The organism is Thalassospira sp. NFXS8 (genome assembly GCF_040148805.1).
Classification (GTDB): Bacteria; Pseudomonadota; Alphaproteobacteria; order Rhodospirillales; family Thalassospiraceae; genus Thalassospira.
This window is the reverse complement of record NZ_JAGEMF010000002.1, coordinates 111,204-135,257: the sequence shown is the minus strand read 5'-3', so window position 1 is coordinate 135,257 and position 24,054 is coordinate 111,204. Positions and strand designations below refer to the sequence as shown.

Below are 24,054 nucleotides of genomic sequence, written 5' to 3'. Positions count from 1 at the left end.
AATGTTTCGTGTTTTTCATATGAAAAAACCGCCCCGCGCAAAAACGGGGCGGTTTGAAGCGGAGTCGCCGATGTTTTTGGCCTAAATGATGCTGGCCCCGTCATTAAATGCCAGGCGCGGGCTGCGATCAAACAGTTTCGATGCGTCGCCATAACCGATATTGACCATGAAATTGGTTTTGATTGTTGTGCCAGCGAAAAATTCGCCATCCACACCATCGGCATCAAAGCCGGACATCGGCCCGCAATCCAGCCCAAGGCTGCGCAAGGCCAGAATCAGATAGGCGCCTTGCAAACTGCCATTACGAAAGGCGGTGGCTTTGATCAAACCGTCGTTTCCGGCAAACCACGACCGGGCATCAGCATGGGGGAAAAGCTGCGGCAGTTTTTCGTAAAATGCCATATCCATGCCGATAATGGCCGTTACCGGCGCGGCCATGGTTTTGGCGGCGTTGCCTTCGGACATAAACGGTTTGAGGCGGGCCTTGGCGGCGTCGCTTTGTACAAACACCACACGCATCGGTTCACAATTGGCACTGGTCGGCCCCATTACGGCCAGGTCCCACGCCTTGTGCAGAAGGTCCGTATCCACCTTTTTGTCCAGCCAGCCATTGTGGGTCCGGGCCTTGTTAAACAGAACATCAAGGGCTTTTTGATCAATCATGACGAGGTTTCCTTAAAGCGTTTTAGTTGCAATGGACCTAGCCTAGGTAATTAAAACGGCAATGAGAAGGCCGGAATTATGATCTTTGCCCTGTGTGGACCGTTTGCCGGTGCCCGGTATTCAGATTGCCCGGGATCATGATGCCCGTCGGTGCGTTATGACAGGGTGGTATAGGGCGGCGGGGTTTCAGAAGCATCCGTATAATGTATCGCCGAAACGACAGAATGAACATTGTGCCTTGCCACAATATCGCGACAATGGGGCTGTTGAATATCACCGACAGCGATGCACACATCATTGAATGGCATGGATATTTAGATGCAGACTGATAAAATTATCCCCGCTTGCGGTACTTCGGGCAAAGACGGGATGAAAGGGCATTATATGCGTGGCGCGCTTTTGACAGCAGCGACCGCACTGGCCTTTATTCTGGCGGCGCCGGCACAGGCGCAAAATGCGCAAACGCCACAAACCGGACAAACCGCGCCAGCCAGCGACACCCGGAATACAGCACCGGCCAAATCGACGGCGGAATCTGCATCGGCTGTCGTGTTTATGTATCACCGCTTTGACGAAGGTGAATATCCCTCGACCAATACACGGGTGGACCAGCTATCGGCGCATATCGCCGAACTGGGCAAAGCCAAATATCATGTAATGGATACGGGTGAGATTGTGTCGGCTATTGCCAATGGCACAGCCCTGCCTGACCGGACCATCGGTATTACGGTCGATGATGCCTATCGTACTTTTTATAATGTCGCGTGGCCGATGTTTAAAAAGGCGGGTTTGCCGGTGACGGTTTTTGTATCCACAAGCCAGCTTGATGCCGGTTATGACAGCTATATGACCTGGGACATGCTGCGCGACCTGGTGAAGCAGGGGGTCAAAGTGGGCGGTCATAGTGACAGCCATGCCCATTTATCATCGGTGCCAATTGCGCAAACCAAAGCCGAACTGGAAAAATCTGCCAAACGTTTCAAACAGGAATTGGGTTTTGTACCGGATCTGTTTGCATATCCTTACGGCGAAGCGGATACCGACGTGCAGCAGGCTGTGCGTGATGCCGGGTATAAGGCAGCGTTTGGTCAGCAAAGCGGCGGGTTTGATAAATCCGCTGATATGTTCTATTTGCCGCGTTTTGCCCTGAACGAACATTATGGATCGCTTGACCGGTTTGAACTGGCGGCAAATTCATTGCCACTTGATGTAAGCGACCTGACACCGGCCAATTATACCCTACAGCGAAACCCGCCCGCCTTTGGCTTTACCTTGCTAAAGCCAGCCAATGATGTGAAATGTTATCCGTCCGAAGGAACCGCCACCATGAGCCGACTTGGCGATGAGCGGGTGGAAGTGCGCCTTGACGGCCCTGTTTCACCGGGGCGCTGGCGGATTAATTGCACGGCTGGCGGGCCTGATGGCCGGTGGCGCTGGCTGGGAATGCTTTATACCGTGCCCAAAGATATCAAGACATCTGGCTGATTTGGCATAAATGCCTTTCTACGGTTATATTTCGTTTTTTTCTGTTAAATAACGGCTATTGCGTGTTGAACCGCAACGCGCTAGGTTATCCACACTTCGATAACGTAGATAATGGCTAACCACAGTGCTGACAGGAAAAAACATACTTTTGATCATCTCGGGCGGTATTGCCGCCTATAAGGTGTTGGAAGTCATCCGTCGTTTGCGCGATCAGGGGGCATCGATTCGTGCCATTCTGACCAAGGGTGGAGCCGAATTTGTCACTCCGCTGTCGGTGGCGGCGTTAACCGAAAACAAGGTTTACCAGGATCTTTTTTCCCTGACAGATGAAGCCGAGATGGGCCATATCCGCTTGTCGCGCGAGGCTGATCTGGTTTTGGTGGCCCCCGCCAGCGCCGATTTACTGGCAAAAATGGCGGCAGGTATGGCCAATGATCTGGCAACCACCGCCCTTTTGGCAACCAACAAGCCGGTGCTGGTTGCACCCACCATGAATGTCGAAATGTGGAACCACGCCGCGACGCAGGCCAATATTGCCACGCTGGAAAGCCGGGGCATTTTGCGCATTGGCCCGGCGGGTGGCGATCTGGCGTGCGGCGAAACCGGTACCGGGCGTTTGGCCGAACCTGCCGAAATTATTGCCGCTGTTCAAAATTTCTTTGCTCAGCAAGACGGCCCCAAACCCCTGGCGGGCAAAAAAGCCGTGGTCACCAGTGGCCCGACACATGAACCGATTGATCCGGTGCGCTTTATTGCCAATCGATCCTCGGGCAAACAGGGCCATGCCATTGCCGCCGAACTGGCCCGCGCCGGCGCCGATGTCACACTGGTTAGTGGCCCGGTAACATTGGCTGACCCGGCCGGGGTTCGCATGGTACGGGTGGAAACAGCACAGGAAATGCTGACTGCCGTTCAGGGCCAGTTACCTGTCGATATTGCGGTCTGCGCTGCGGCGGTGGCCGATTGGCGGGTTTTGCATCAGGCGGATCAGAAACTTAAAAAATCTGGCGATGGTGTTATCCCCGCCCTGCAATTTGCCGAAAATCCCGATATTCTGGCAACCATCAGTCAAGACGGGCCAAATCGCCCGTCACTGGTGGTGGGCTTTGCCGCCGAAACCGAAAAAGTGGTCGATCATGCCCGTGCCAAACGTGACCGCAAGGGATGTGACTGGATATTGGCCAATAATGTCGCCCCCGAAATGGGCACCTTTGGGGGGGATGACAACGAAATTCATTTGATTGGCGGTTCTGACCCGGCCCGCGACGAAGTTTGGCCCCGGCAAAGCAAAACCGGTGTCGCCCGATCGCTGGTGGCGCGGATTACCCGCCATTTTAACCCTTAAAACCAACCGGCCCGGAATGTCGTGTGTGGCAAACGGGGCGGATAAACAGATGCGATACAGGATACATAAATGACCGGCTTATCTGTGGATTTAAAAGTACTGGATCACGGGCAGGATTTGCCCCTGCCCGCTTATGCGACCGCACAGGCTGCTGCGGTTGATCTGGTTGCCGCCATTGAAGATGTGCTGGTAATTGAACCAGGTAAACGGGCCATGGTTGAAACCGGCATTGCCATTGCCCTGCCCGCCGGGTTTGAAGCCCAGGTGCGGCCCCGTTCCGGGCTGGCGGCAAAAAACGGTGTCACGGTTTTAAACAGCCCGGGCACGATTGATGCCGATTATCGCGGTGAGATCAAAGTCATTCTGGTTAATTTTGGTGATGTGGCATTTCGCATTGAACGCGGTATGCGTATTGCGCAAATGGTGATCGCACCGGTCAGCCAGGTGGGCTGGAATGTGGTGGCGGATTTGGATGCAACCGACCGTGGTGAAGGCGGTTTCGGGTCCACCGGCGTTGCATGACCTAGCTGTAATTTGGTGATCAACGCGGTTTTCGGGCTGCGATGACAGACATAATCGAGGGGAGCAAACGAGAGACGATGCTTAAACTTTCAAAGAAGATGTTGTTTGCCATCGAAGCCGTGGTGGACATTGCCTATAATGCCGCGGGTGAACCGGTGCAAAGCCGCGATATTACCGCGCGCCAGGGCATTCCCAAACGCTATCTGGAACAGACCCTGCAGCAATTGGTGCGGGCGGATATTTTGACCGGTGTGCGGGGGCCGCGTGGTGGTTATCGGTTGGCGCGTGAACGTCGCCGTATTACCCTTGCCGATATTGTTTCGGTGATCCGGTCGATGGAAACATCGGATGACCCGATCGAGGATCCGGCAGGCTCGCCATTGGGCAAGGAAGTGGTTCGGCCCTTGTGGCGGGAATTGCAAGATACCATGATGCAGCAGCTTGAACTTATTACGGTCGAAGATTTGTGTAATCGTGCCCGCGATGCCGGGTTACGCAGCGGGATTGAAGAATCGCCAGATTTTATCATCTGAATTTTTCATCCCGGTCTGGCTGTGCGATATTTTCAAACCACAGAAAATTTTCGCATATCAGTTTGATTGCACATTTACGAAATTGCACCCCGGTGCAGAAAAACCGTAAATATTCCTTGTCGACCCTTTGACTTGCGGTAAACTCGGAATAAATACAAATACAATATGTGTTGATTTGTAATGCACACAAAAATGCGAGGAAATCATGACTGAATTTCGCGGCAAGATTTATGACAGCATCATCGACACCGTCGGTGCAACGCCGCTGGTTCGCCTTTCGCGGATTGCGGATGCCGAAGGTGCGAAAGGCGAGATTCTGGGCAAACTGGAATTTTTCAACCCGCTGGCTTCGGTCAAGGATCGCATTGGCCTGGCAATGATCAATGCTGCCGAAAAAGACGGCAAAATCAAACCGGGTGCCACCCTTGTTGAACCGACATCGGGCAATACCGGCATTGCGCTGGCATTTGTTGCTGCGGCCAAGGGCTATAAGCTGATTTTGACCATGCCTGAAAGCATGTCGCTGGAACGGCGCAAAATGTTGATGTTGCTGGGCGCACAGATTGACCTGACCCCGGCAGCCAAAGGCATGAAGGGGGCTGTTGCCCGGGCCGAGGAACTGGTTGCTGAAATTGACGGTGCCGTTATGCTGCAACAGTTTGACAACCCGGCCAACCCGGAAATTCACCGCAACACCACTGCCCAGGAAATTTTGAAAGATACCGACGGCAAGGTTGACATTTTTGTTGCCGGTGTAGGCACGGGCGGCACGCTGACCGGTGTTGCCGATGTGTTGAAAAAACATAATCCCGATGTGCAGATCATTGCTGTTGAACCCGAAGACAGCCCGGTTATTTCCGGGGGTGCACCCGGCCCGCATAAAATTCAGGGCATTGGGGCAGGTTTTATTCCCGGTAACCTTGATACCAAACTGATTGATCGGGTCATGACAATCGGCAATGAAACCGCGTTTTCGACGGCGCGAAAACTGGCCGCCCTTGAAGGCCTGCCGACCGGCATTTCCTCGGGCGCTGCGGTAGCCGCTGCCATCGAACTGGGCCAGATGCCGGAAAACGAAGGCAAGCGGATTGTTGTTATCATCCCGTCCTTCGCCGAACGTTACCTGTCGACCCCGCTGTTTGAAGGGCTGTAAGCCAGCCTTTTGCCCGTTGATATGATTAAATAATACAAGGCTCGGAAACCTCGATGTTTCCGGGCCTTGTCATTTTTGTGTCCGCTTTTATGTCCGGCAAATCGTTGCTGAGATATTGTTATATTACAATATGTTGTGTGAAATGGCGGCCCCTGGCATGTCCGGGTAAATGTTTGCTTGGCGGGCATGTTAATAAAACAGCGGGCATGCAAGTTTGTGGTTGAGCAACAACGGCCTGCACCCTATCTGTAGGGCGGTAACCAGTGAGGCCTGAATATGGATTTTGACTTTAGCGACAGCGAAATACAGCGTTATGCGCGCCATATCGTTTTAAAGGATGTGGGCGGGACCGGGCAGATGAAGCTGAAGCACGGGCGTGTGCTGGTGGTCGGTGCTGGCGGTTTGGGCTCGCCGCTGGCGATGTATCTGGCGGCGGCCGGTGTGGGCACGATTGGTATTGTTGATGACGATGTGGTCGAACTTTCCAACCTGCAACGTCAGATCGCCCATGGCATGGGCGACATTGGCACCCCCAAGGTCGACAGTGCGCGCGCGACGATGTTGAACATGAATCCGGATGTCACGGTTCAGACGCATCAGATGCGTCTGAACGCCAAAAATGTTCAGGACCTGATCGCGCAATATGATGTGATTGCCGATGGATCAGATAATTTTGAAACCCGGTTTTTGCTAAACGATGCCTGCTATTTTGCGGGGAAAACCCTGGTTAGTGGTGCGGCGTTGCGCTTTGACGGGCAGGTTTCAACTTTTAAGGCGCATTTGGGTGCGCCGCATCCGTGCTATCGCTGTATTTATCATGCACCACCCCCGGCTGATGCTATTCCTTCTTGCTCGCAAGGGGGTGTTTTGGGTGCGGTGGTGGGTACCATTGGCGGTATGCAGGCAACCGAAGTGCTTAAGGAATTGATGGGAATTGGCGACAGTTTGTCGGGACAATTGGTGATTGTAGATGCGCTTTCGGCCAGTTTTCGCAAAATTCGCGTCCCGCGTGATCCTGGCTGCCCACTTTGTTCTGAATCCGCAACAATTAAGGATTTAAGCTGCCATGAGCATTAATAATTCCACCAATCCCGATGCTGCGGGCGTTGAAAAACTGTCGCTGGTGGTTTTTTCCGGCAGCTTTGAAAAAGTTCATTACGCCTTGGTAATGGCAAGTGCGGCTTTGGCCACCGGGCGGGCAGTTACTTTGTTTTTCACAATGGAGGCCAGCCGGGCATTGCTGGCCCCGTCCGGTTGGCGCCATTTGCGCCCCGATGCTCAAGGGGCCACCGCCACCAGTCTTGATTTTGGCTATGCCGAACGCGGTGTGGCAACTTTTGAAGAATTGCTATCGGCCTGTGCCGATTTGGGGGCGAAATTCATGGTTTGTGAAATGGGGTTGCGCGCCCTGGGGCTGGAGCATGAAAAACGCCGGGCAGAGCTGACCATCGAGGTTGGCGGTGTGGTGACATTTTTAAACGATGCCCGTAAAAACGGCGAGATGCTGTTTATTTAAACGAAGGCACAAACGGTATTTGGGAGTGCAGGTGCGGGTTTTATCCGTTTGCCAGAATTTTGATGCCTAGCCCGGCCAGACACACCCCGACCCCGCGTTCGATCCAGACCCGTGCCTTGGCAATTTTTGCCTGTATTGCGGGCAAGGTCAGGGCGGCGGCAACAATGGCGAACCACACCATATGGCAGAGGGCAATAAACACACCATAACCAAGCTGCATTGCGGCACTGGTGTCGGCCGAAATAACCTGGCTGAACAGCGAGACAATAAACAACATTGCCTTTGGGTTTAAGGCATTACAAATAAAACCGGCCCAGAAAGAGGACGCGTTTTTCCGGGTTTCGGGTGCGTTTGGGGTGATCAGGGTATTTGTACTTTTTGAATTAGAAAGGGCTGCTTTGGCGGACCGGATGCCAAGGCGTAATTTCAACCTTTGCCATATGTCGGGTAAAAATGCGCTGATTCCAAGCCAGATCAGATAGGACGCGCCGAGAATACGGATGGTGTTTAACACCCAGATATTATGGGCAAAAATCACACCCAGCCCGATCATGGTGTAAGCGATATGCACCGAAATGCCGCTGCCAATGCCAATGGCGCATAAAATTCCGGCTTTGCGCCCCCGGGCAATGGCGATGCGGGTGACCATGGCAAAATCCGGGCCGGGGCTGATGACGGCCAGCACCGTAATAATGCCAACAGCCATAATTTCAACCGAGATGCCATCGGGCATTTTGATTTTCCTTAATTTGTGAGAAAATCCAGTATCAGGGATAACTTTTCCCCGGAAAAACGAAATAAAATAGGAATTATGGTGAATAATATTCACATAAAGCGCGGGTTCTTACCGCTTGCTCCCCTGCCCGCGTTTGAGGCCGCAGCCCGCCATCAAAGTTTTTCCCGCGCAGCCGAGGAACTGAACCTGACCCACGGCGCGATTAGCCGCGCTGTTGCCCAGATTGAAGAACGGCTGGGGGTGGATTTGTTTGTGCGGCGAAACCGGCGGGTTTATTTAACGCGCGCGGGTGAAAGGTTGCTGCGCACCGCCGAAACGGTGCTGCATGACCTTGATCGTGCGGTAGAGGATATTCACCGCCATGATGCGCAGTCGCCGATTTTGTCGGTATCATGCGAACCCAGTTTGGCAATGCGCTGGTTAATGCCACGTTTGGGACGTTTTCGCGAAGAGAACCCCGATTTGAATGTGGAAATGCACATGGCAGGTGGGCCGATTGATTTGCTGGCTTCGGGCAATGATATTGCCATTCGCCGCCGTGATTTTGGCCTGCCCGATGACTATTTTGTCACCCCGCTTTGGGCAGAGATGGCCGGGCCGGTGTGTGACCCCGATTGTTGGCAAAACATATTGGCCTGCGATTTAAGCAATGCCCGCTGGTTACATAGCCGCACCCGGTCTGATGCCTGGGATATCTGGAAAAAAGCCAGCGGCTTTAAGGGCCGCCCGGCCAGCGAGCAATATTTTGATCATTTCTTTTTTGCCCTGCAAGCGGCAGTGAATAGGCTGGGCACGGCGATTGGATCCTTGCCGCTGGTGATTGATGATCTTGCTGCGGGGCGTTTGTGTGCGCCCCTGGGCATGGCGCCAACCGGGGTGGATTATGTGATGCTGAGCCTTGATGATCCGAAAAAAGATCGCCGGATTACCCGTTTCGCCGATTGGCTGGCAACAGAAGCACAGGCAACCGAAACATGCGCGCAAGAGGTCATTGGGTAATGTCTGATGACTAAAATGGATTTTCGCGCCGGGCAGTGAAAGCGTTTTCACTGCCCGTTTTTTGCTGCCGTTTATTGCATCTGTATTGAAATTCGGGTGACGGTGATGACTGCAGGTTTGTCGTGATCTGTCTTGCTGAATGGTCCGGTTTTGTTCCGCCTTCGACAAATGGCTAACCCTTGGCGGGCAAGCCAAGGTGGCCAGGTTTAATCGGGATGCTGTTTTTGAGTATTTTTTATGTTGTTCAGACCGTTTTTAGCGTTTTTAGCACCTTGCCGGTGAAATGCCATTTGCAGCGGTGTGGAACATAGAGGCAACAGGCGCGTTACAGGACGTAACCCAACAATTGCGGAAAAACCGGCATGTTTGAGCTGCCCTATTTTACCACGGCCAGTCAGTATTTTGACATCGAATTGATTGACGTGATTTTACGGCTGCTTGCTGCGACCGTAATTGGCATGGTGATCGGGCTGAACCGCGACATTAACGATAAACCGACCGGAATGCGCACGCTGGCCCTGGTGTCGCTTGGCGCGGCAGTGGTTTCGGTGGTTGCTGTTCATTTCGAAGATCTGATCGACCATCCCGATGCGTTATCACGCGTGGTACAGGGGATTTTACAAGGTGTTTTAACCGGTATCGGTTTTATTGGTGCGGGTGTGATTATGCGCCAGCCAAAGGACAAAACGGTTACCGGCCTGACAACTGCGGCCACGGTCTGGATTACCGCGGCCCTTGGTATTGCCTGTGCGTTGGCGGCATGGCAAATCGTGCTGGTGGCCAGCGTTCTAACCTTTTTTGTTCTGGTTGTTTTAAAACCGGTCGAACTTTTTCTGGTGCGTTTGTTTGGTGGCGACCCCGAGGCCGTTCGCGAAGACAAAAACTGATTTCACGGTATTTTTGTGCGCTGATGGGGCGACACCGATCCGCGATGATATTGCCGGAACACATCTGTGATTGATGTGCTCCGGCTGTTTTGGTTTGGGCTGCTTTTAATTAAGCCTGGGCCGGGATACGGGCGATTACCTTGATTTCAAAGTCAAACCCGGCCAGCCAGGTGACACCCACTGCCGTCCAGTTGGGATAGGGGGGCTGGGGGAAAATCCGGTTTTTGACCTCCATGATGGTGTCAAACTGGTTTTCCGGATCGGTATGAAAAGTGGTGACATCAATCAGGTCATCAAAGCTGGCACCCGCTGCACTTAACGTCGCTTTCAGATTGTCAAATGCCCGTTCGACCTGGCTTTTAAAATCCGGTTCGGGGGTGCCATCTTCGCGGCTGCCGACCTGACCCGAGACGAATAACAGATCGCCTGATCGAATGGCGGCAGAATAGCCGTGGGCATCATAAAGGGCATGGCGGTTTTGATTTTTGGGAAAAATTGCTTCACGTTGTGTCATGAAAGTCAGTCCTTTGGTGTTTTTGCGACAGGCCGGTTGCCAATGTGCTGGTTTTTTGCCGGCCTGTGTTTTACATACGGTATGTATGTTAAATATACAGATACGCTTCGTATGTCAATTGATATACGTTCCGTATGTGAGTGGAGAAATGGCATGGCAGCCAAAAAACGAACAGAAATGATGGCGGAAAATCGGGCCAGGTTGATTGCTGCTGCCCGAAAAGCCTTTGCCCAAAAGGGCTTTGCCGCCGCATCAATGGATGATCTGACGGCTGCTGCGGGCCTGACACGCGGTGCGCTTTACCATAATTTTGGTGATAAACGCGGTTTGCTGGCTGCCGTGGTCAACCAGATTGATGGTGAAATGGCAGCACAGGCCCACAAAACCGGTGCACAGCAAGCCGACCCGTGGGACGGGCTGCTGGCCGAGGGTGTTGCCTATATTGAAATGGCCCTAAACCCGGAGGTGCAGCGCATTGTGCTGCTTGATGGTCCGGCTGTGCTGGGGGACCCGTCGCAATGGCCCAGCCAGAACCAGTGTTTGATCGAAACCCGCAATATGGTTGCGCAATTGATTGATCAGGGTGTTTTAAAACCGGTCGACGCCGATGCCGCCGCCCGGTTGTTAAGCGGGGCGGCGTTAAATGCGGCCCTCTGGATTGCCGCAAGCGACACCCCGGAAGATGTTTTACCCAAAGCGTTAGAGGCGTTTCGTGCCCTTGCCAGCGGCTTGCGGCTTGGCTCGTCATGATTTGCAGCAAAATGAAAGTTTAGGGCATATTTGTTTTAATAAGGCCCATTTTGCCTGTGCTTTAACCCATCATGGCAACCGGAAGGGCGCTGTCGGAAAAGAGTGGATACCGGCTTCGCGCATTGGGCAATTGATAATGCCACCATTCGTGATCGTAAAATTCGAACCCGGCGCTGACCATGATGCCCAACAGCAATAGGCGATTGGATTCGGCAGCTTGCGAAAGGCCCTCTGCCCCGTGATAGGATTTAATATCCATTTCATCAAAGCCGGTTCCCATATCCAGTTCCTTGCCGTTTTCGTCTAACAGCGTTAGATCAATGGCGACACCGCGGCCATGCGGTGATCCGAAATCGGGATTGGCGACGAAATCGGCATTCGGGGTGTGGTTCCAAAGAGCGCGCTGAGCTTCTTGCGGGCGGAACGCATCTAACAGGCGAAATTTAACGCCTTGCCGTCTGGCGATCAGGCTTGCCTTTTTCAGGCAGACTGCCGCATCCTGATGCAGATAACATGCTGGCCGCGAATAAATTGGTGCCCCGGTAAAATTGCGATCGGTGGCATAAACAATGTCGATTTCGACATCATATTCTTGCGGCGTAATTTCGACCAGCGCCATTGGCGGAGGCTCCCTGTTCTTGACGTTTACCGACTACATCAAAAAGATGCTGACCGGGCAGATGGTTAAATCATCGCATAGCGCAGATCTTAATTCTGCGCAAATCCCTGACGTCGGTATTTCCGACCAAAAACCGTTTGGGCCAACCTTGCTGGCAATTGATACGGCGTCGACCTCGCTGGCAACCGCGGTGCTGGTTAATGGCGAGGTTAAGGGCGAGCTGTTTGAAAATATGGAGCGCGGCCAGGCCGAGCATCTTTTGCCCTTTATTATGAAAAGCCTGCGCGAAGCCGGGCTTGATTTTGCCGATATTGACGGCATTGCCGTCACCGTTGGGCCGGGTGCCTTTACCGGGATGCGTATTGGTTTGTCAACGGCACGGGGCCTGGGGCTGGCGCGGAAAATTCCGGTTCTCGGGGTCAGTTCGCTTGAGGCGGTGGCTTATGGTGTGAGCGAGCGGGACCATCAGGGCCGCAATATACTGGTTGCCCTTGATAGCAAACGAAACGAAATTTTTGCCCAGGCCTTTGACGCCCGCAAAAACCCGATCAGCTCGCCCGAATGCCTGGGGCCGCGCCAGGCGTTACTGCTGACCCCGCCGGGCCCGACGATATTGGTGGGTGATGCGACAGCCCGCTTGTTAACTGCTGCCGCCAATGGTGGAGACGATTTTTTCACCGGAACAGCACCTGGTTTGCCGCGTGCAGGCAATGTTGCCCGGATTGCAGCACAACGCTGGGCAAAAGGTGAAAATCTGTCACCGGTGCCGCTTTATTTGCGTGCGCCCGATGCCAAACGCATGGATGAACTGGCCGCTGAAAAACGGGCAAAGTTGCAAAATGACGACGCGGACGGGGACTAAATGTTCGGGACGGGTTTTTGACCGGCCATCATGGTTATTCTTTTTGAAGGATATAGGATGCGTTCGGGTGAATTTTGAACCGTCAGATGCTTTGGTTTTAAGACATTATCGGGATACCCCTTCCCTTTGTGATGACAGGTTTATGCTGTGCAAAGGATAATGACGTGACAGCACAGGATGATACAGCGCAGGTGGATGTTATTGCCCTGACCCCGGCCTTTGCGGCGGTGGCGGCAGCCCTGCATCAAACGGGGTTTGATGAATGCTGGGATGAAAATGCCTTGTGCGATTTGCTGGCCGTGCCAGGGGCATTCGGGTTGCTGGCCTTTACCCCGGGGCTTGATCAGCAGGGCGATGGTGTATTGGAAGACGATATTCCGCTGGGTTTTGTGCTGGTGCAAACGGTTCTGGATGAGGCGGAAATCAATACGATTGTTGTGGGGCCACAGGCGCGACGACGCGGTGTTGGCCAGGCCTTGATGGAAAATGTGCTGTTATATCTGCAAAAGCAGGGCGTTAACCGGCTGTTGCTGGAAGTGGCTTGCGACAATGAAGCGGCCATTGCCCTTTATCGAAAACTGGGTTTTGCCGAAATTGGCCGACGGCGTGAATATTATCGGCGCAAGGCGGGGCCAAGGGTTGATGCGCTGGTGATGGAACGGCTATGACAGCCCGTTACCAGGATGATTTGAATTTTACAAAATAATCTAATAACCGATTGAATTTAAATGTGAAATAAACCACATAAAGGGTGTGGTCTTGATCTTGAAATTGTTATAATATTCTGGTCATCAACCATGGTTTGGCGGCCTTTGCCTGTGAAGAACGCCCGACCGCTTAGTTTTTTCGGATTGTCAGCCGGTACGTATCGGTTTCATCAGCCATTTTTGTCAGGTCCAGAACGTCGTCGCCCATATCGGTTACTGAACGCGGTACATTTTTAAGCGGTTCGCCGTCTTTAAGGATGACCTGCAGAATTTGACCCGGTGTCATTTTTTCAAGTTTCAGGCGCGTTTTGACGAAAGTCATGGGACAGACATCGTTTGTGATATCTATTGTGATATCGGGCGTCGGGATTTGGCTGTTGTTAGGCATTCCATCCTCGTGATCGGTACTTCTGATGACGAGGTAACCATATATAATGAAAACGGCAAGGTGCCCGGGTTATTTTCGTGAAATCGGTCTTGCGACCGGGCAAAGATTTCTCGATATTTAAGCGATCAGAGCGTATGTAGCCTGCGGGCCTTGGGGACAGGCGGAACCGGAAACGAGAACAAGAGTATGTTGGCAGAATCAACCATCGAGCAAAAATGCATTGACGCGGGCCTGAAAATGACCGGTCAGCGTCGCGTTATCGCCAGAGTATTGTCCGAGTCCGAAGATCACCCGGATGTTGAACTGGTTTATCGTCGCGCCACCGAAATTGACCCAAAAATTTCGATCGCCACCGTTTACCGGACGGTACGTCTGTTTGAAGAAGCAGATATTCTTGAGAAACATGATTTTGGTGACGGTCGTGCGCGCTACGAAGAACTGACCGAAGAACATCATGATCATTTGATCGATATGCGTTCGGGGCGGGTGATTGAATTTTCGAACGAAAAGATCGAAAAATTGCAGGAAGAGATCGCTCGCGAGCTGGGTTACGAGCTGGTCGGTCATCGCCTGGAACTTTATGGCGTTCCTGTTAAAGACGGGAAATGACAGTTCTCTAACTGTTTACGCTCAATAGGTGTATATAAAAGCCATCCGTGCTACAGTGCGGATGGCTTTTCATATTTTTGTTACGTGTTCTTAACAAAGCCTTCACTCGCTCTTGGTGTTAATCTTGCGCAAGATTAATGTAACTGAACGAAAGGGAGTTGCGATGAGCGACGTTCGACAGCAGGGACTGGAAGTTCGCCTTGCAGAAAGCGAAGCGGAAATTCTGGCCAGCCAGCGTTTGCGCTATAAGGTTTTTTACGAAGAGCGTGGTGCGCAAGCAACTGCTGAGATGATGGAAGCGAAACGCGATTTCGATCATTACGATCCGATTTGCGACCATCTTCTGGTGATCGACCATAGCCGCGGCGAAGGTGCCGATGGTGTTGTTGGCACCTATCGTTTGCTGCGCCAGTCTGTTGCCAATAAAAATGGCGGCTTTTACAGTGCAGATGAATATCAGATCGACTCGATGCTTTCGACGATCAAGTCAGGCGAGATCATGGAACTGGGCCGCTCCTGTGTTGAGGAAGGCTATCGCACGATGCCAACCTTGCAACTGTTGTGGCAAGGCATCGCCAAATACGTGTTTGAACATGATATCAAACTGATGTTTGGCTGTGCATCGTTTCACGGTACCGACCCTGATGCCTTTAGCGATGTTCTGACCTATTTGCATCATCATCACCTTGCCCCGGAAGCCATGCGTCCGCGTGCGGTTGCCGAGCGGTATGAAAGCATGGCGCGCGCCAGCATTGACGGGATTGATGCCCGCCAGGCCCTGCGCGACCTGCCGCCGCTGATCAAGGGATATTTGCGTTTGGGCGGCTATGTTGGCGACGGTGCGGTGGTGGACCATCAGTTTAACACCACCGATATCTGCATTGTCCTGCCGACTGAAAAAGTAACCGAGCGTTATTACAAGCATTATGAACGGACCGCGAGGGTATCGTGAGCTGCTATCCCTGTGCTGCCATCAGGCTGCTGATCTATGCATTGCTGACATTGACGCTGCTGCCGGTTCAAATGGTGGCGGTTGCCCTGCGTTTGAAGCTGGCGGATGACCTGCCACGATTTTATCATGGCCTGTGTCTGAAAATCATGCATATCGATGTGCAATATTCAGGTGAGCCGTTACTGGAAGGTGGCGGGATCATTGTTGCCAATCATGCGTCCTATCTTGATATTCCTGTTTTGGGCGCGATGACCAAGGGCAGTTTTATTGCCAAAAAGGAAGTGGCGAACTGGCCGGTCTTTGGTCTTTTGGCGAAGTTGCAGCGTTGCACCTTTATTGAACGTCGCCCGGTTCGGGCCCGCGAGCAAACCATCGAGATCAGTCAGCGGCTGGCCAACGGGCACAAGCTGATTTTGTTTCCCGAAGGAACCAGCAATGACGGCAACCGTGTCTTGCCGTTTAAGTCGACCCTGTTTGGTGTGGCTGAAACAGTTTTGCCCGATGGATCGCAGGTAAAAGTGCAGCCGGTTTCAATTGCGGCCACCCGCCTTGACGGTGCGCCAATGGGCCGGGATTTGCGGGCATTTTATTCGTGGTACGGGGATATGGACTTGGCGCCGCATTTGTGGCAGTTTCTCGCCCTCGGCAAGGTTACGGTGGAAGTAGTTGTTCATCCGCCAATGACGCTGGCACAGGCAGGATCGCGCAAGGATATGTCCCGTATTTGCGAGTCGCTGGTTGTTCAGGGGCATCAGGCTGCATTAACGGGCGCCAAGCAGGGTGCCGGTGTGTCGCTTCCTGACACCAGGCGGTCGGGTGATTTGATTGGATGTACCCCGTTGGCGGTTGTTTTTGAAGATTTTCGCCTGTTTGGCTAGAATTTCCAGCGCATCGCGATGATGGCTTTTTTTCCGTTTCGCCGAAAAACGGGTTGCACGAACGTAAAATTGTGCCACCTGATCTCAGATATCAAAGATGTTCGACAGGCGGTGTGAATTTCACGCCGCTTTCGACGTATGAAACGAGCGGAACGGATCATTAAAGTGAGCGCGACGAAAAAGCTTTTTGTTAAGACCTATGGCTGCCAGATGAATGTCTATGACAGCCAGCGGATGCAGGATGTTCTGGCACCGCTGGGTTATGAGCCGGTCGATGAGGCAGCCGGTGCGGATATGGTTATTCTTAATACCTGCCACATTCGCGAAAAGGCCGCCGAAAAGGTTTTTTCCGATCTGGGCCGGATCCGCAAACATAAAAAAGCCAAGGAAGAAAACGGAATCGATAAAATGATCGTCGCCGTCGCCGGGTGTGTTGCCCAGGCCGAGGGTGCCGAACTGATGCGCCGCGAACCGATTGTCGATATGGTTTTTGGTCCGCAAACCTATCATCGTCTGCCTGAAATGGTGGCGCGCGCCAACCGTGCCATTGGCAATGACCGCATCATTGATACCGACTTCCCGGTTGAGGAAAAGTTCGATCATTTGCCTGCGCAGGTGTCGCAGCAGGGATATTCCGCCTTTATCGCCATTCAGGAAGGGTGTGATAAATTTTGCACCTTTTGTGTGGTGCCTTATACCCGTGGTGCCGAATATTCGCGCCCCGGCATGGATATCATCACTGAAACCCGGCAGATTGTTGCCCATGGCACGCGTGAAATTACCCTTTTGGGCCAAAATGTGAATGCCTATCACGGGGCAGGCCCTGATGGCGATGAATGGACATTAGGTCGGTTGTTGCGCGAATTATCCGACATCGAAGGGCTGGAACGCATCCGTTATATTACATCGCATCCGCGTGATGTGGATGACGATCTGATTTTTGCCCATCGCGATTTGCCCAAGGTGATGCCGTTTTTGCATTTGCCGGTTCAGTCCGGCTCTGACCGTGTGTTGCAGGCGATGAATCGCAAGCATGACCGTGAAACCTATTTTGATATTGTCAAACGTCTGCGCGCGGCCCAGCCCGACCTGGCATTGTCGTCTGACTTTATTGTCGGTTTTCCTGGTGAGTCGGAAAAAGACTTTGAAGATACGCTGGATCTGGTGCGTCAGGTTGGCTTCATTCAGACCTTCAGCTTTAAATACAGCCCGCGCCCCGGCACCCCGGCATCTGCCATGGAATTGCAGGTTCCCGAGGAAGTAAAGGCCGAGCGTCTGGCCCGGCTGCAAGACTTGCTGGCTGAACAGCAAATGGTTTTTAACCAAAGTTGTGTCGGTCGTGAAATGGATGTGTTGCTGGACCGGACAGGCAAGTTTGAAGGCCAGCTTGTGGGACGCAGCCCGTACATGCAGCCGGTCCATGTGAGTGGCCTGACCGAGGCAGATTTGGGCCGCATTGTGCGTTTGAAAATTACAGCTGCCAAACCGTTCTCTCTGGCGGGTGAACTGGTTGAAAGTGGCAGTTCGGAAAGGAATGTTGCGTGAGCGCTACCACTGAAAAGGCAAAAAGCCCGATCAAAAAACAAAAACAGACGCCACTTGATACGGATCAGATAGAATTTAACGATAATGCCTTGTCGCAGTTGCTTTATGGGCCCCAGGCGCAAAATTTATTGCGGCTGGCCGAAGGCACGGGCACGGAAATTTCCAGCCGGGGTTCTATCGTTGTTGTGCGCGGCGCGCCGCAAAAGGTTAGCCAGGCAAAGACGGTTCTGTCACAGCTTTATGCGCGGTTGCGCGATCAGGAAATTGACCGGGTTGACGTTGAAACGGTGGATGCCGCCATTCGTTTGTCTGAACCTGATGAAGGCAACCCGTGGGATGATCCGGCGGCCCCGAAAACCGGTATGTTTGGTGGATCGGAACTGGTGATCCAGACCAAAAAGCGCCGGATTTCGCCGCGATCGAAGCGCCAGAAAGATTATGTGAAGGCAATGCTGGAACATGAACTGGTGTTTGGTGTTGGCCCGGCGGGCACAGGCAAGACCTATCTTGCTGTGGCGATGGCTGTGCAGATGTTAACGCAAGGCCAGGTCGACCGGATTGTGTTGTCACGCCCGGCCGTTGAAGCCGGCGAGCATCTGGGCTTTTTGCCAGGTGATTTGAAAGATAAAGTCGATCCTTACCTGCGCCCGCTTTATGACGCGTTGCACGACACCTTGCCGGGTGACGTTGTGATCAAGCGTATGGAACGCGGTGAAATTGAAGTGGCTCCGCTGGCCTTTATGCGGGGGCGTACTCTTTCGCATGCGTTTGTTATTCTTGATGAGGCGCAAAACACCACACCGATGCAGATGAAAATGTTTCTGACCCGGCTGGGCGAAGGTTCGCGGATGGTGGTGACGGGTGACATTACCCAGATCGATTTGCCCTCCGGGGTGAAGTCGGGCCTGCGTGATGCGATGGAAACACTTGATAAGGTTGAAGGTGTTGGCCGGGTTAAGTTTGACCAGCGCGATGTGGTGCGCCATGCCATGGTAACCCGTATTGTGCAGGCCTATGACGAAGCTGACGCCCTGCGTGAACGCATTGGCAAAAGTTATAGCCAGGGGCACGGGGATCGCAAAGTACGAGAGAAAGCCGGTGATGACAGCGCAGCTTGATCTCGACGTTGTGATCGAGGCCGGTGACTGGCGCGATGACGAGCTGGTCGCGATTCGTTCTGCAGTTGAAGCGGCATTAAATGCTGCGGCACATGATGGTGCGCTGTGGGACGAGGATGACGAAAAATCGCTGTTAGATCAGGTGACGGTGATTGAAATCAGCGTTACCTTGTCTGATGATGCCAGTGTGCGTGTGCTTAATCGTGATTATCGGGGCAAGGATGCGCCGACCAATGTGCTGTCGTTTGCGGCACTGGAAAGCGACGAAGGTGCCAGCGAATTTGATCTGGCACCTGATATGCCCTTGATGCTGGGCGACATTATTATCGCCCGGGAAACCTGCCAGCGCGAAGCAGACGACCAAAAAAAGCCGCTTTTGCACCATCTGTTACATTTATCGGTGCATGGCACACTTCATCTTGTCGGTTATGACCATATGGTTGATGATGAAGCCGAACATATGGAGCAACTGGAGCGCCATATTCTTGCCGGGATGGGAATAGATGATCCCTATGCCCCAATTGAAGATCAGGATGTCGAAACGGGACAATGAACGACCTCAGTGAACGCGACGAAGACAAGGACAGTATCACGCCCCGCCTTGGTGGGGAGTTACATGAAGAGGCAGATGGTGCCTCGTTTTGGGGGAATGTTGCCTCTGCCATGGGATTGCGCAAAACACGATCACGCAATGGCGAAGCATCCCTGAGCGATACTTTGGAAGAACTGGCCGAGCGGACCGAGGAAGACGACGAGCCGGTATCTTTGCATGAACGTTCCCTGTTTGAAAATATCATCGCCTTGCGCGATATGACCGCCGAGGATGTGATGATCCCGCGGACAGACATTGTGGCTGTACCCAAAAAAATATCCCTGCCCGATCTGGTGAGTGAAATGGTGACCAAAGCCCATTCACGCCTGCCGGTTTATGGTGATACGCTCGATGATGTTGCCGGGATGGTTCATATCAAGGATGTGCTGGCCTGCCATGCAGCAGGACGGGAATACCGGCTTAGCGCCCTTTTACGACGGGTTCTGTTTGTATCGCCAGCCATTCGGGTTCTGGATTTACTGTCAGAAATGCGGTTGTCGCGCACGCACATGGCGCTGGTCGTTGATGAATTTGGCGGTATTGATGGTTTGATCACCATCGAGGATCTGGTCGAGGAAATTGTGGGCGAGATCGATGATGAACATGATGTTGACCAAACGCCGAAATTGATTCGCCTTTCCGATGGCTGTTTTGTTGCCGATGCCCGCTATGAGATTGAAGACCTGGAAGAAAAGCTGGGTTTTGGTCTGCTTGATGATGAAGAAGATGAGGACATTGATACGCTTGGCGGATTGGTGTTTTCCTTGGCGGGTCGGGTTCCGGCCCGTGGCGAGCTGATCGAACATCCTCTGGGGTTGCAGTTTGAAGTTCTTGATGCCGATCCGCGCCGGGTGCGCCGGTTGCGCATTCATTTACACCGTACAGATCCTTCCCTGCCGGGCGGGGAAATTGCGCAGGAAATGCCTAAATGATTGATCGCTTGGCCGGGCGTCTGGCCACCATGGATGGCTGGCCGCGCCGGTTGGTGTGGCTTTTATCGGGGGCGGCGGCCGTTCTGGCTTTGCCGCCTTTGTTTTTTATTCCTGCATTGCCATTCGGCTTTGCCGTTCTGCTTTGGACGCTGGATGGCGTTAAAAGCCGCAAAAGCGCGCTTGCCGCAGGCTGGTGGTTTGGTACCGGGCATTTTGCCGCCGGGTTTTACTGGATCGCGCATGCGTTTCTGGTGCAGCCGGAAATTTATGGCTGGATGATCCCCTTTGCCATTCTGGGCCTTGGCGGAGGTCTGGCGATTTTTCCGATGATTGCAGTCTGGGCCAGCTGGCGGTTGGGCAGCGGGCGGATTTCCCGTGCCTTTTTACTGGCAGCATTCTGGGCAATTGCCGAATTTGCCCGCGGCCATGTGCTAACCGGATTTCCATGGAACCTGTTGGGTCATGTCTGGGCGATTGATCCGGCCCCGATGCAATTGGCATCCGTGATTGGCGTGTATGGCCTTAGTGCTGTTACAGCACTTTTTGCGACCCTTCCCTCACTTTGGGTGGCCGGGCGCACGGGGCGCTTGGTTTCGATCGGGGGTTTGCTGATTGCGGTGGTTCTGTGGGTGGGGGGGGCTGCGCATTTGGCAGGATTGCCAGCTGCCGATGTTGCGGTTGCCGATGCGCCGGCCGATGCACCGGTCCTGCAAATTGTTCAACCCAACATTCCCCAGTCTGAAAAATGGGATAAATCGCTTCAGGACCAGCATTTTCGCCAGTTGCTTGCCATGTCGCGCCGCCCGGCAGATTTACCGGCGGGGCGCAAACGGGTTGTTATCTGGCCTGAAACGGCAGCGACCTTTTTTCTTGAAACCGATCCGGGCCGCCGGGCAATGATGGCGGATGTTTTAGCGCCGGGTGATGTGTTGATTACCGGGGCACCGCGCACCTTTCCGCGCGATAGCGATGACTTTCAGGTGTGGAATTCGGTCGAGGTTATTAATGATGAAGGCCGCATTGTTGCCAGCTTCGATAAATTTCATCTGGTGCCGTTTGGGGAATATGTTCCGTTTCGCTCTATCCTGCCATTTCCCAAGCTGACGGCGGGGCGAACCGACTTTTCATCCGGTCATGGTCCGGCAACTTTACATGTAAAAAACTTGCCGCCCTTTTCGCCGTTGATATGTTATGAAATTATCTTTCCCGGTGCCGTTACCGATGACCACGACAGGCCGGAATGGTTGCTGAATGTGACCAATGACGGCTGGTTCGGGCATAGTGCCGGTCCCTATCAGCATTTGGCAGCTGCACGTTTTCGGGCAGTGGAGGAAGGGTTACCGTTGGTCCGCGCAGCCTATACGGGCGTATCGGCTGTTTTCGATTCTTATGGCCGAAACCAGAAGTCCCTATCCCTAACCAAACAGGGAATCCTGGTATCCCCCCTTTTGGGTGATAAAAACCATACCACAGTATATTATTTGTGGCGCAATATACCATTTTACGGTATTGTGACACTAATCATCGTTCTCGTATTGGGATATCAGCGGTTTCGTAAATCCCCTGGAACGAAAAAATAGTTTACCGGACCGCCCAAAAAGTGTCCCCCATAAGAACAGGGCGGCAGGTCGGAGTGTGAGAAGGACAAGACGATGTCGCCGAAGGATGACAGTGTGATGATTGTAAAGAATACACGCGGTCGTGGCCGTGGCCGTACGGCCACAGGAAAACCGAACCCTGTGGATATCCATGTTGGTGCCCGTGTGCGTTTGCGCCGGACCCTGCTGGGTATGAGCCAGGAAAAGCTGGGTGAGGCCATTGGCCTGACTTTTCAGCAGGTTCAGAAATATGAACGGGGTGCAAACCGTGTGGGTGCATCGCGTCTGTATGATTTGTCCCGTGTACTTGAAGTGCCGGTTTCGTTCTTTTTTGATGATATGCCGGACGAGATTTCAGCGAAATCTGTTCATGAACGCCGCGAAATGTCGGAAAGCCCGGATCCGTTTGATAACGATCCGATGAACCGTCGCGAAACCCTGGAACTGGTGCGGGCTTATTATCGCATCACGGATCCGGTTCAGCGCAAACGTGTTTTTGAACTGGTCAAGGCAATGGGTGTTTTGCCGGCTGCCGATGGCAGTGACAGCAAATAACAAGTTTAGCGTGACGTAACTACGTCTGGCGACGTTGAAACCTGCAATATTTTGAACGCATTCGGTGCCTGGCCCGAATGCGTTTTTTTGTCTGGGTAATGTGACTTAATAGCTTGGCGCTAAAGGTAACTTTACCCTTTTTTGTTTCTCGTCATATGCAGGGTGAAGTTTTTTCCAGTCACTTGACGTAAAAAGCTTGGGTCATTTTCCCTGATGGGATATGACATGTTGATGACGTGGACGGATTTGGACCGCTTGCCACCACGCAAAAAAAGGCTAAGTGGGCGCTGATCGATACGTTCGTATCACGGCCCTCCGGTCCAGTTTTTGGAAACTCCCTTTTCACCGGAGAAGGTTTATATGTCTCATAAAGAATATCTCTTCACCAGCGAGTCTGTGTCAGAAGGTCATCCTGACAAGGTTTGTGATCGCATTTCCGACTCGATCGTTGATGCATTTCTGGCCGCCGATCCTGATGCCCGCGTGGCGGTGGAAACCCTGGCGACGACCAATCGCGTGGTTCTGGCGGGTGAAGTTCGTGGTCCGTCCAGTGTCGCCAATGACGAAACCATGATCGAAGCAGCGCGCGAAGCCATTCGGGCGATTGGTTACGATCAGGAAGGTTTCAGCTGGAAAACTGCCGATATTTCGTGCCATGTGCATGAGCAGTCAGTCGATATTGCCCAGGGTGTTGATTCCAAGGACAACAAAGACCTTGGCGCTGGCGACCAGGGCATTATGTTCGGTTATGCCTGTGATGAAACCGACGAATTGATGCCGGCTCCGATCCAGTTTTCACACCGGATTTTGCGCCACATGGCCGAAGACCGCCATTCAGGCAAATCTGACATCTTTGGTCCGGATGCCAAAAGCCAGGTGACCCTGCGTTATGTCGATGGCAAGCCGGTTGGGGCGACATCTGTTGTGGTTTCGACCCAGCATAATGAAGGTTTTAGCCAGGACGATGTGCGTGCAGCCGTGCTGCCTTATATCGCCCAGGCCCTTCCCGAAGGCTGGCTGCCGCCGGAAGATGAAATTTACATCAACCCGACGGGCCGCTTTGTCATTGGCGGACCGGACGGCGATGCCGGTGTAACCGGTCGCAAGATCATTGTGGATACCTATGGCGGGGCTGCCCCGCATGGTGGCGGTGCTTTTTCGGGCAAAGATCCGACGAAGGTTGACCGTTCGGCGGCGTATGCGGCGCGCTATCTGGCGAAAAACGTTGTGGCGGCTGGGCTTGCCAGCAAATGCACATTGCAGGTTGCCTATGCGATTGGCGTGTCAAAGCCGCTGGCACTGTATGTTAACACGCACGAAACCGGTGACGTTGACGAAGTGAAACTGGGCAAGGTTCTGCGTGAATTGATGGACCTGAGCCCGCGTGGCATTCGCGAACACCTTAATCTGTGTGCCCCGATTTATACGCCGACATCGGCTTATGGTCATTTTGGCCGCCAGCCGGAAGAAGGCGGGTTTTTCTCGTGGGAACAGACCGATCTGGTCGGCGAGCTTAAATCGGCCTTTGGTGCGTAAACTTGCCACAGTAGCCGGATAGGTGATTTGCCAAAGTCACCAGACATGTTATGAGGCGGG

27 protein-coding genes are annotated in these 24,054 nt (G+C 53.1%); 22 read left to right on the top strand and 5 right to left on the bottom strand.

What is annotated here, in order from left to right:
* Positions 1-81: 81 nt before the first annotated feature.
* Positions 82-663, bottom strand: a complete 582-nt coding sequence (locus tag J4E05_RS09910) for a malonic semialdehyde reductase (protein WP_349594961.1) — start codon at positions 661-663, stop codon at positions 82-84.
* A 318-nt stretch (positions 664-981) separates the two neighbouring features.
* On the opposite strand from J4E05_RS09910, the gene J4E05_RS09905 reads away from it, so the two are divergent.
* From J4E05_RS09905 to J4E05_RS09875, 7 genes are all read left to right on the top strand, one after another.
* Complete coding sequence (locus J4E05_RS09905) at positions 982-2,148, top strand: polysaccharide deacetylase family protein (protein WP_349594958.1); 1,167 nt, start codon at positions 982-984, stop codon at positions 2,146-2,148.
* 124 nt (positions 2,149-2,272) lie between these two features.
* Positions 2,273-3,493: a bifunctional phosphopantothenoylcysteine decarboxylase/phosphopantothenate--cysteine ligase CoaBC gene (coaBC, locus tag J4E05_RS09900; protein WP_349594955.1), complete on the top strand. Its 1,221-nt coding sequence runs from the start codon at positions 2,273-2,275 to the stop codon at positions 3,491-3,493.
* 69 nt (positions 3,494-3,562) lie between these two features.
* Positions 3,563-4,015, top strand: coding sequence for a dUTP diphosphatase (dut, locus tag J4E05_RS09895; protein WP_349594952.1), 453 nt, complete (start codon positions 3,563-3,565; stop codon positions 4,013-4,015).
* Positions 4,016-4,092: 77 nt separating this feature from the next.
* A complete protein-coding gene (locus J4E05_RS09890; protein WP_085587409.1) occupies positions 4,093-4,548 on the top strand; it encodes an RrF2 family transcriptional regulator in 456 nt (151 codons plus the stop codon).
* A 205-nt stretch (positions 4,549-4,753) separates the two neighbouring features.
* Positions 4,754-5,701, top strand: a complete 948-nt coding sequence (cysK, locus tag J4E05_RS09885; RefSeq protein ID WP_349594948.1) for a cysteine synthase A — start codon at positions 4,754-4,756, stop codon at positions 5,699-5,701.
* Positions 5,702-5,977: 276 nt separating this feature from the next.
* Complete coding sequence (locus J4E05_RS09880) at positions 5,978-6,778, top strand: HesA/MoeB/ThiF family protein (RefSeq protein ID WP_085587413.1); 801 nt, start codon at positions 5,978-5,980, stop codon at positions 6,776-6,778.
* Entirely contained in the window at positions 6,768-7,217 is a 450-nt protein-coding gene (locus J4E05_RS09875) for a DsrE/DsrF/DrsH-like family protein (RefSeq protein WP_349594944.1), read from the top strand. Before J4E05_RS09880 ends, J4E05_RS09875 begins: the two co-directional genes overlap by 11 nt.
* Before the next feature lie 40 nt (positions 7,218-7,257).
* Here the strand turns inward: J4E05_RS09875 and J4E05_RS09870 are convergent, their stop codons facing one another.
* On the bottom strand, positions 7,258-7,950 hold the full coding sequence (locus J4E05_RS09870) for a LysE family translocator (RefSeq protein WP_349594941.1): 693 nt from the start codon (positions 7,948-7,950) through the stop codon (positions 7,258-7,260).
* 78 nt (positions 7,951-8,028) lie between these two features.
* Here J4E05_RS09870 and J4E05_RS09865 point away from each other — a divergent pair, with 78 nt between their 5' ends.
* Together J4E05_RS09865 and J4E05_RS09860 are read left to right on the top strand one after the other, a co-directional pair.
* Positions 8,029-8,952, top strand: coding sequence for a LysR substrate-binding domain-containing protein (locus J4E05_RS09865; RefSeq protein WP_210402809.1), 924 nt, complete (start codon positions 8,029-8,031; stop codon positions 8,950-8,952).
* Positions 8,953-9,314: 362 nt separating this feature from the next.
* Complete coding sequence (locus J4E05_RS09860) at positions 9,315-9,839, top strand: MgtC/SapB family protein (RefSeq protein WP_085587419.1); 525 nt, start codon at positions 9,315-9,317, stop codon at positions 9,837-9,839.
* Between the two features lie 109 nt (positions 9,840-9,948).
* On the opposite strand, the gene J4E05_RS09855 is transcribed toward J4E05_RS09860, so the two are convergent.
* Entirely contained in the window at positions 9,949-10,353 is a 405-nt protein-coding gene (locus tag J4E05_RS09855) for a RidA family protein (protein ID WP_349594938.1), read from the bottom strand.
* A gap of 153 nt (positions 10,354-10,506) precedes the next feature.
* Here J4E05_RS09855 and J4E05_RS09850 point away from each other — a divergent pair, with 153 nt between their 5' ends.
* Positions 10,507-11,103: a TetR/AcrR family transcriptional regulator gene (locus J4E05_RS09850; protein WP_349594935.1), complete on the top strand. Its 597-nt coding sequence runs from the start codon at positions 10,507-10,509 to the stop codon at positions 11,101-11,103.
* A 61-nt stretch (positions 11,104-11,164) separates the two neighbouring features.
* Here J4E05_RS09850 and ddpX read toward each other — a convergent pair whose 3' ends face one another.
* Entirely contained in the window at positions 11,165-11,722 is a 558-nt protein-coding gene (ddpX, locus tag J4E05_RS09845; protein WP_085587423.1) for a D-alanyl-D-alanine dipeptidase, read from the bottom strand.
* 19 nt (positions 11,723-11,741) lie between these two features.
* Here ddpX and tsaB point away from each other — a divergent pair, with 19 nt between their 5' ends.
* Both tsaB and rimI read left to right on the top strand, forming a co-directional pair.
* Entirely contained in the window at positions 11,742-12,584 is an 843-nt protein-coding gene (tsaB, locus tag J4E05_RS09840) for a tRNA (adenosine(37)-N6)-threonylcarbamoyltransferase complex dimerization subunit type 1 TsaB (RefSeq protein ID WP_349594931.1), read from the top strand.
* Positions 12,585-12,748: 164 nt separating this feature from the next.
* Positions 12,749-13,252 carry a ribosomal protein S18-alanine N-acetyltransferase gene (gene rimI, locus J4E05_RS09835; RefSeq protein WP_349594929.1) on the top strand — a complete coding sequence of 168 codons (504 nt, stop codon included), beginning with the start codon at positions 12,749-12,751 and terminating at the stop codon, positions 13,250-13,252.
* Between the two features lie 169 nt (positions 13,253-13,421).
* Here the strand turns inward: rimI and J4E05_RS09830 are convergent, their stop codons facing one another.
* Positions 13,422-13,679: a sulfurtransferase TusA family protein gene (locus J4E05_RS09830; protein WP_085587426.1), complete on the bottom strand. Its 258-nt coding sequence runs from the start codon at positions 13,677-13,679 to the stop codon at positions 13,422-13,424.
* A 186-nt stretch (positions 13,680-13,865) separates the two neighbouring features.
* Here J4E05_RS09830 and J4E05_RS09825 point away from each other — a divergent pair, with 186 nt between their 5' ends.
* From J4E05_RS09825 to metK, 10 genes are all read left to right on the top strand, one after another.
* Positions 13,866-14,288, top strand: coding sequence for a Fur family transcriptional regulator (locus J4E05_RS09825; protein WP_085578408.1), 423 nt, complete (start codon positions 13,866-13,868; stop codon positions 14,286-14,288).
* 163 nt (positions 14,289-14,451) lie between these two features.
* Entirely contained in the window at positions 14,452-15,240 is a 789-nt protein-coding gene (gene olsB / locus J4E05_RS09820; protein ID WP_085587428.1) for a l-ornithine N(alpha)-acyltransferase, read from the top strand.
* The gene (locus tag J4E05_RS09815) at positions 15,237-16,118 is read left to right on the top strand and encodes a lysophospholipid acyltransferase family protein (protein ID WP_085587430.1); all 882 of its coding nucleotides are present in this window, start codon (positions 15,237-15,239) and stop codon (positions 16,116-16,118) included. The genes olsB and J4E05_RS09815 overlap by 4 nt, the downstream gene beginning before the upstream one ends.
* A 138-nt stretch (positions 16,119-16,256) precedes the next feature.
* Complete coding sequence (gene miaB / locus J4E05_RS09810) at positions 16,257-17,663, top strand: tRNA (N6-isopentenyl adenosine(37)-C2)-methylthiotransferase MiaB (protein ID WP_349594923.1); 1,407 nt, start codon at positions 16,257-16,259, stop codon at positions 17,661-17,663.
* A complete protein-coding gene (locus J4E05_RS09805; RefSeq protein ID WP_085587434.1) occupies positions 17,660-18,781 on the top strand; it encodes a PhoH family protein in 1,122 nt (373 codons plus the stop codon). The genes miaB and J4E05_RS09805 overlap by 4 nt, the downstream gene beginning before the upstream one ends.
* Positions 18,765-19,334 carry an rRNA maturation RNase YbeY gene (gene ybeY, locus J4E05_RS09800; protein WP_349594920.1) on the top strand — a complete coding sequence of 190 codons (570 nt, stop codon included), beginning with the start codon at positions 18,765-18,767 and terminating at the stop codon, positions 19,332-19,334. Before J4E05_RS09805 ends, ybeY begins: the two co-directional genes overlap by 17 nt.
* 110 nt (positions 19,335-19,444) lie before the next feature.
* Positions 19,445-20,305 (top strand): hemolysin family protein, encoded by an 861-nt coding sequence (locus J4E05_RS09795; RefSeq protein ID WP_417842824.1) that lies wholly within the window; start codon positions 19,445-19,447, stop codon positions 20,303-20,305.
* Complete coding sequence (lnt, locus tag J4E05_RS09790) at positions 20,302-21,885, top strand: apolipoprotein N-acyltransferase (protein WP_349594916.1); 1,584 nt, start codon at positions 20,302-20,304, stop codon at positions 21,883-21,885. Before J4E05_RS09795 ends, lnt begins: the two co-directional genes overlap by 4 nt.
* Before the next feature lie 72 nt (positions 21,886-21,957).
* Complete coding sequence (locus tag J4E05_RS09785; RefSeq protein WP_371454951.1) at positions 21,958-22,458, top strand: helix-turn-helix domain-containing protein; 501 nt, start codon at positions 21,958-21,960, stop codon at positions 22,456-22,458.
* A 360-nt stretch (positions 22,459-22,818) separates the two neighbouring features.
* Positions 22,819-23,994, top strand: a complete 1,176-nt coding sequence (metK, locus tag J4E05_RS09780; protein ID WP_085587441.1) for a methionine adenosyltransferase — start codon at positions 22,819-22,821, stop codon at positions 23,992-23,994.
* Positions 23,995-24,054 lie beyond the last annotated feature (60 nt).

Bases quoted from the DNA above. Each gene is read 5' to 3' on its own strand.
- J4E05_RS09870 (WP_349594941.1), bottom strand. From the start codon at position 7,950: ATGCCCGATGGCATCTCGGTTGAAATTATGGCTGTTGGCATTATTACG.
- cysK (WP_349594948.1), top strand. From the start codon at position 4,754: ATGACTGAATTTCGCGGCAAGATTTATGACAGCATCATCGACACCGTC.
- J4E05_RS09890 (WP_085587409.1), top strand. From the start codon at position 4,093: ATGCTTAAACTTTCAAAGAAGATGTTGTTTGCCATCGAAGCCGTGGTG.
- lnt (WP_349594916.1), top strand. From the start codon at position 20,302: ATGATTGATCGCTTGGCCGGGCGTCTGGCCACCATGGATGGCTGGCCG.
- ybeY (WP_349594920.1), top strand. From the start codon at position 18,765: ATGACAGCGCAGCTTGATCTCGACGTTGTGATCGAGGCCGGTGACTGG.
- J4E05_RS09875 (WP_349594944.1), top strand. From the start codon at position 6,768: ATGAGCATTAATAATTCCACCAATCCCGATGCTGCGGGCGTTGAAAAA.
- J4E05_RS09905 (WP_349594958.1), top strand. From the start codon at position 982: ATGCAGACTGATAAAATTATCCCCGCTTGCGGTACTTCGGGCAAAGAC.
- J4E05_RS09850 (WP_349594935.1), top strand. From the start codon at position 10,507: ATGGCAGCCAAAAAACGAACAGAAATGATGGCGGAAAATCGGGCCAGG.
- olsB (WP_085587428.1), top strand. From the start codon at position 14,452: ATGAGCGACGTTCGACAGCAGGGACTGGAAGTTCGCCTTGCAGAAAGC.
- J4E05_RS09855 (WP_349594938.1), bottom strand. From the start codon at position 10,353: ATGACACAACGTGAAGCAATTTTTCCCAAAAATCAAAACCGCCATGCC.
- J4E05_RS09880 (WP_085587413.1), top strand. From the start codon at position 5,978: ATGGATTTTGACTTTAGCGACAGCGAAATACAGCGTTATGCGCGCCAT.
- dut (WP_349594952.1), top strand. From the start codon at position 3,563: ATGACCGGCTTATCTGTGGATTTAAAAGTACTGGATCACGGGCAGGAT.
- J4E05_RS09910 (WP_349594961.1), bottom strand. From the start codon at position 663: ATGATTGATCAAAAAGCCCTTGATGTTCTGTTTAACAAGGCCCGGACC.
- metK (WP_085587441.1), top strand. From the start codon at position 22,819: ATGTCTCATAAAGAATATCTCTTCACCAGCGAGTCTGTGTCAGAAGGT.
- miaB (WP_349594923.1), top strand. From the start codon at position 16,257: ATGAAACGAGCGGAACGGATCATTAAAGTGAGCGCGACGAAAAAGCTT.
- J4E05_RS09785 (WP_371454951.1), top strand. From the start codon at position 21,958: ATGTCGCCGAAGGATGACAGTGTGATGATTGTAAAGAATACACGCGGT.
- J4E05_RS09865 (WP_210402809.1), top strand. From the start codon at position 8,029: ATGGTGAATAATATTCACATAAAGCGCGGGTTCTTACCGCTTGCTCCC.
- J4E05_RS09825 (WP_085578408.1), top strand. From the start codon at position 13,866: ATGTTGGCAGAATCAACCATCGAGCAAAAATGCATTGACGCGGGCCTG.
- J4E05_RS09795 (WP_417842824.1), top strand. From the start codon at position 19,445: ATGGGATTGCGCAAAACACGATCACGCAATGGCGAAGCATCCCTGAGC.
- J4E05_RS09830 (WP_085587426.1), bottom strand. From the start codon at position 13,679: ATGCCTAACAACAGCCAAATCCCGACGCCCGATATCACAATAGATATC.
- J4E05_RS09860 (WP_085587419.1), top strand. From the start codon at position 9,315: ATGTTTGAGCTGCCCTATTTTACCACGGCCAGTCAGTATTTTGACATC.
- ddpX (WP_085587423.1), bottom strand. From the start codon at position 11,722: ATGGCGCTGGTCGAAATTACGCCGCAAGAATATGATGTCGAAATCGAC.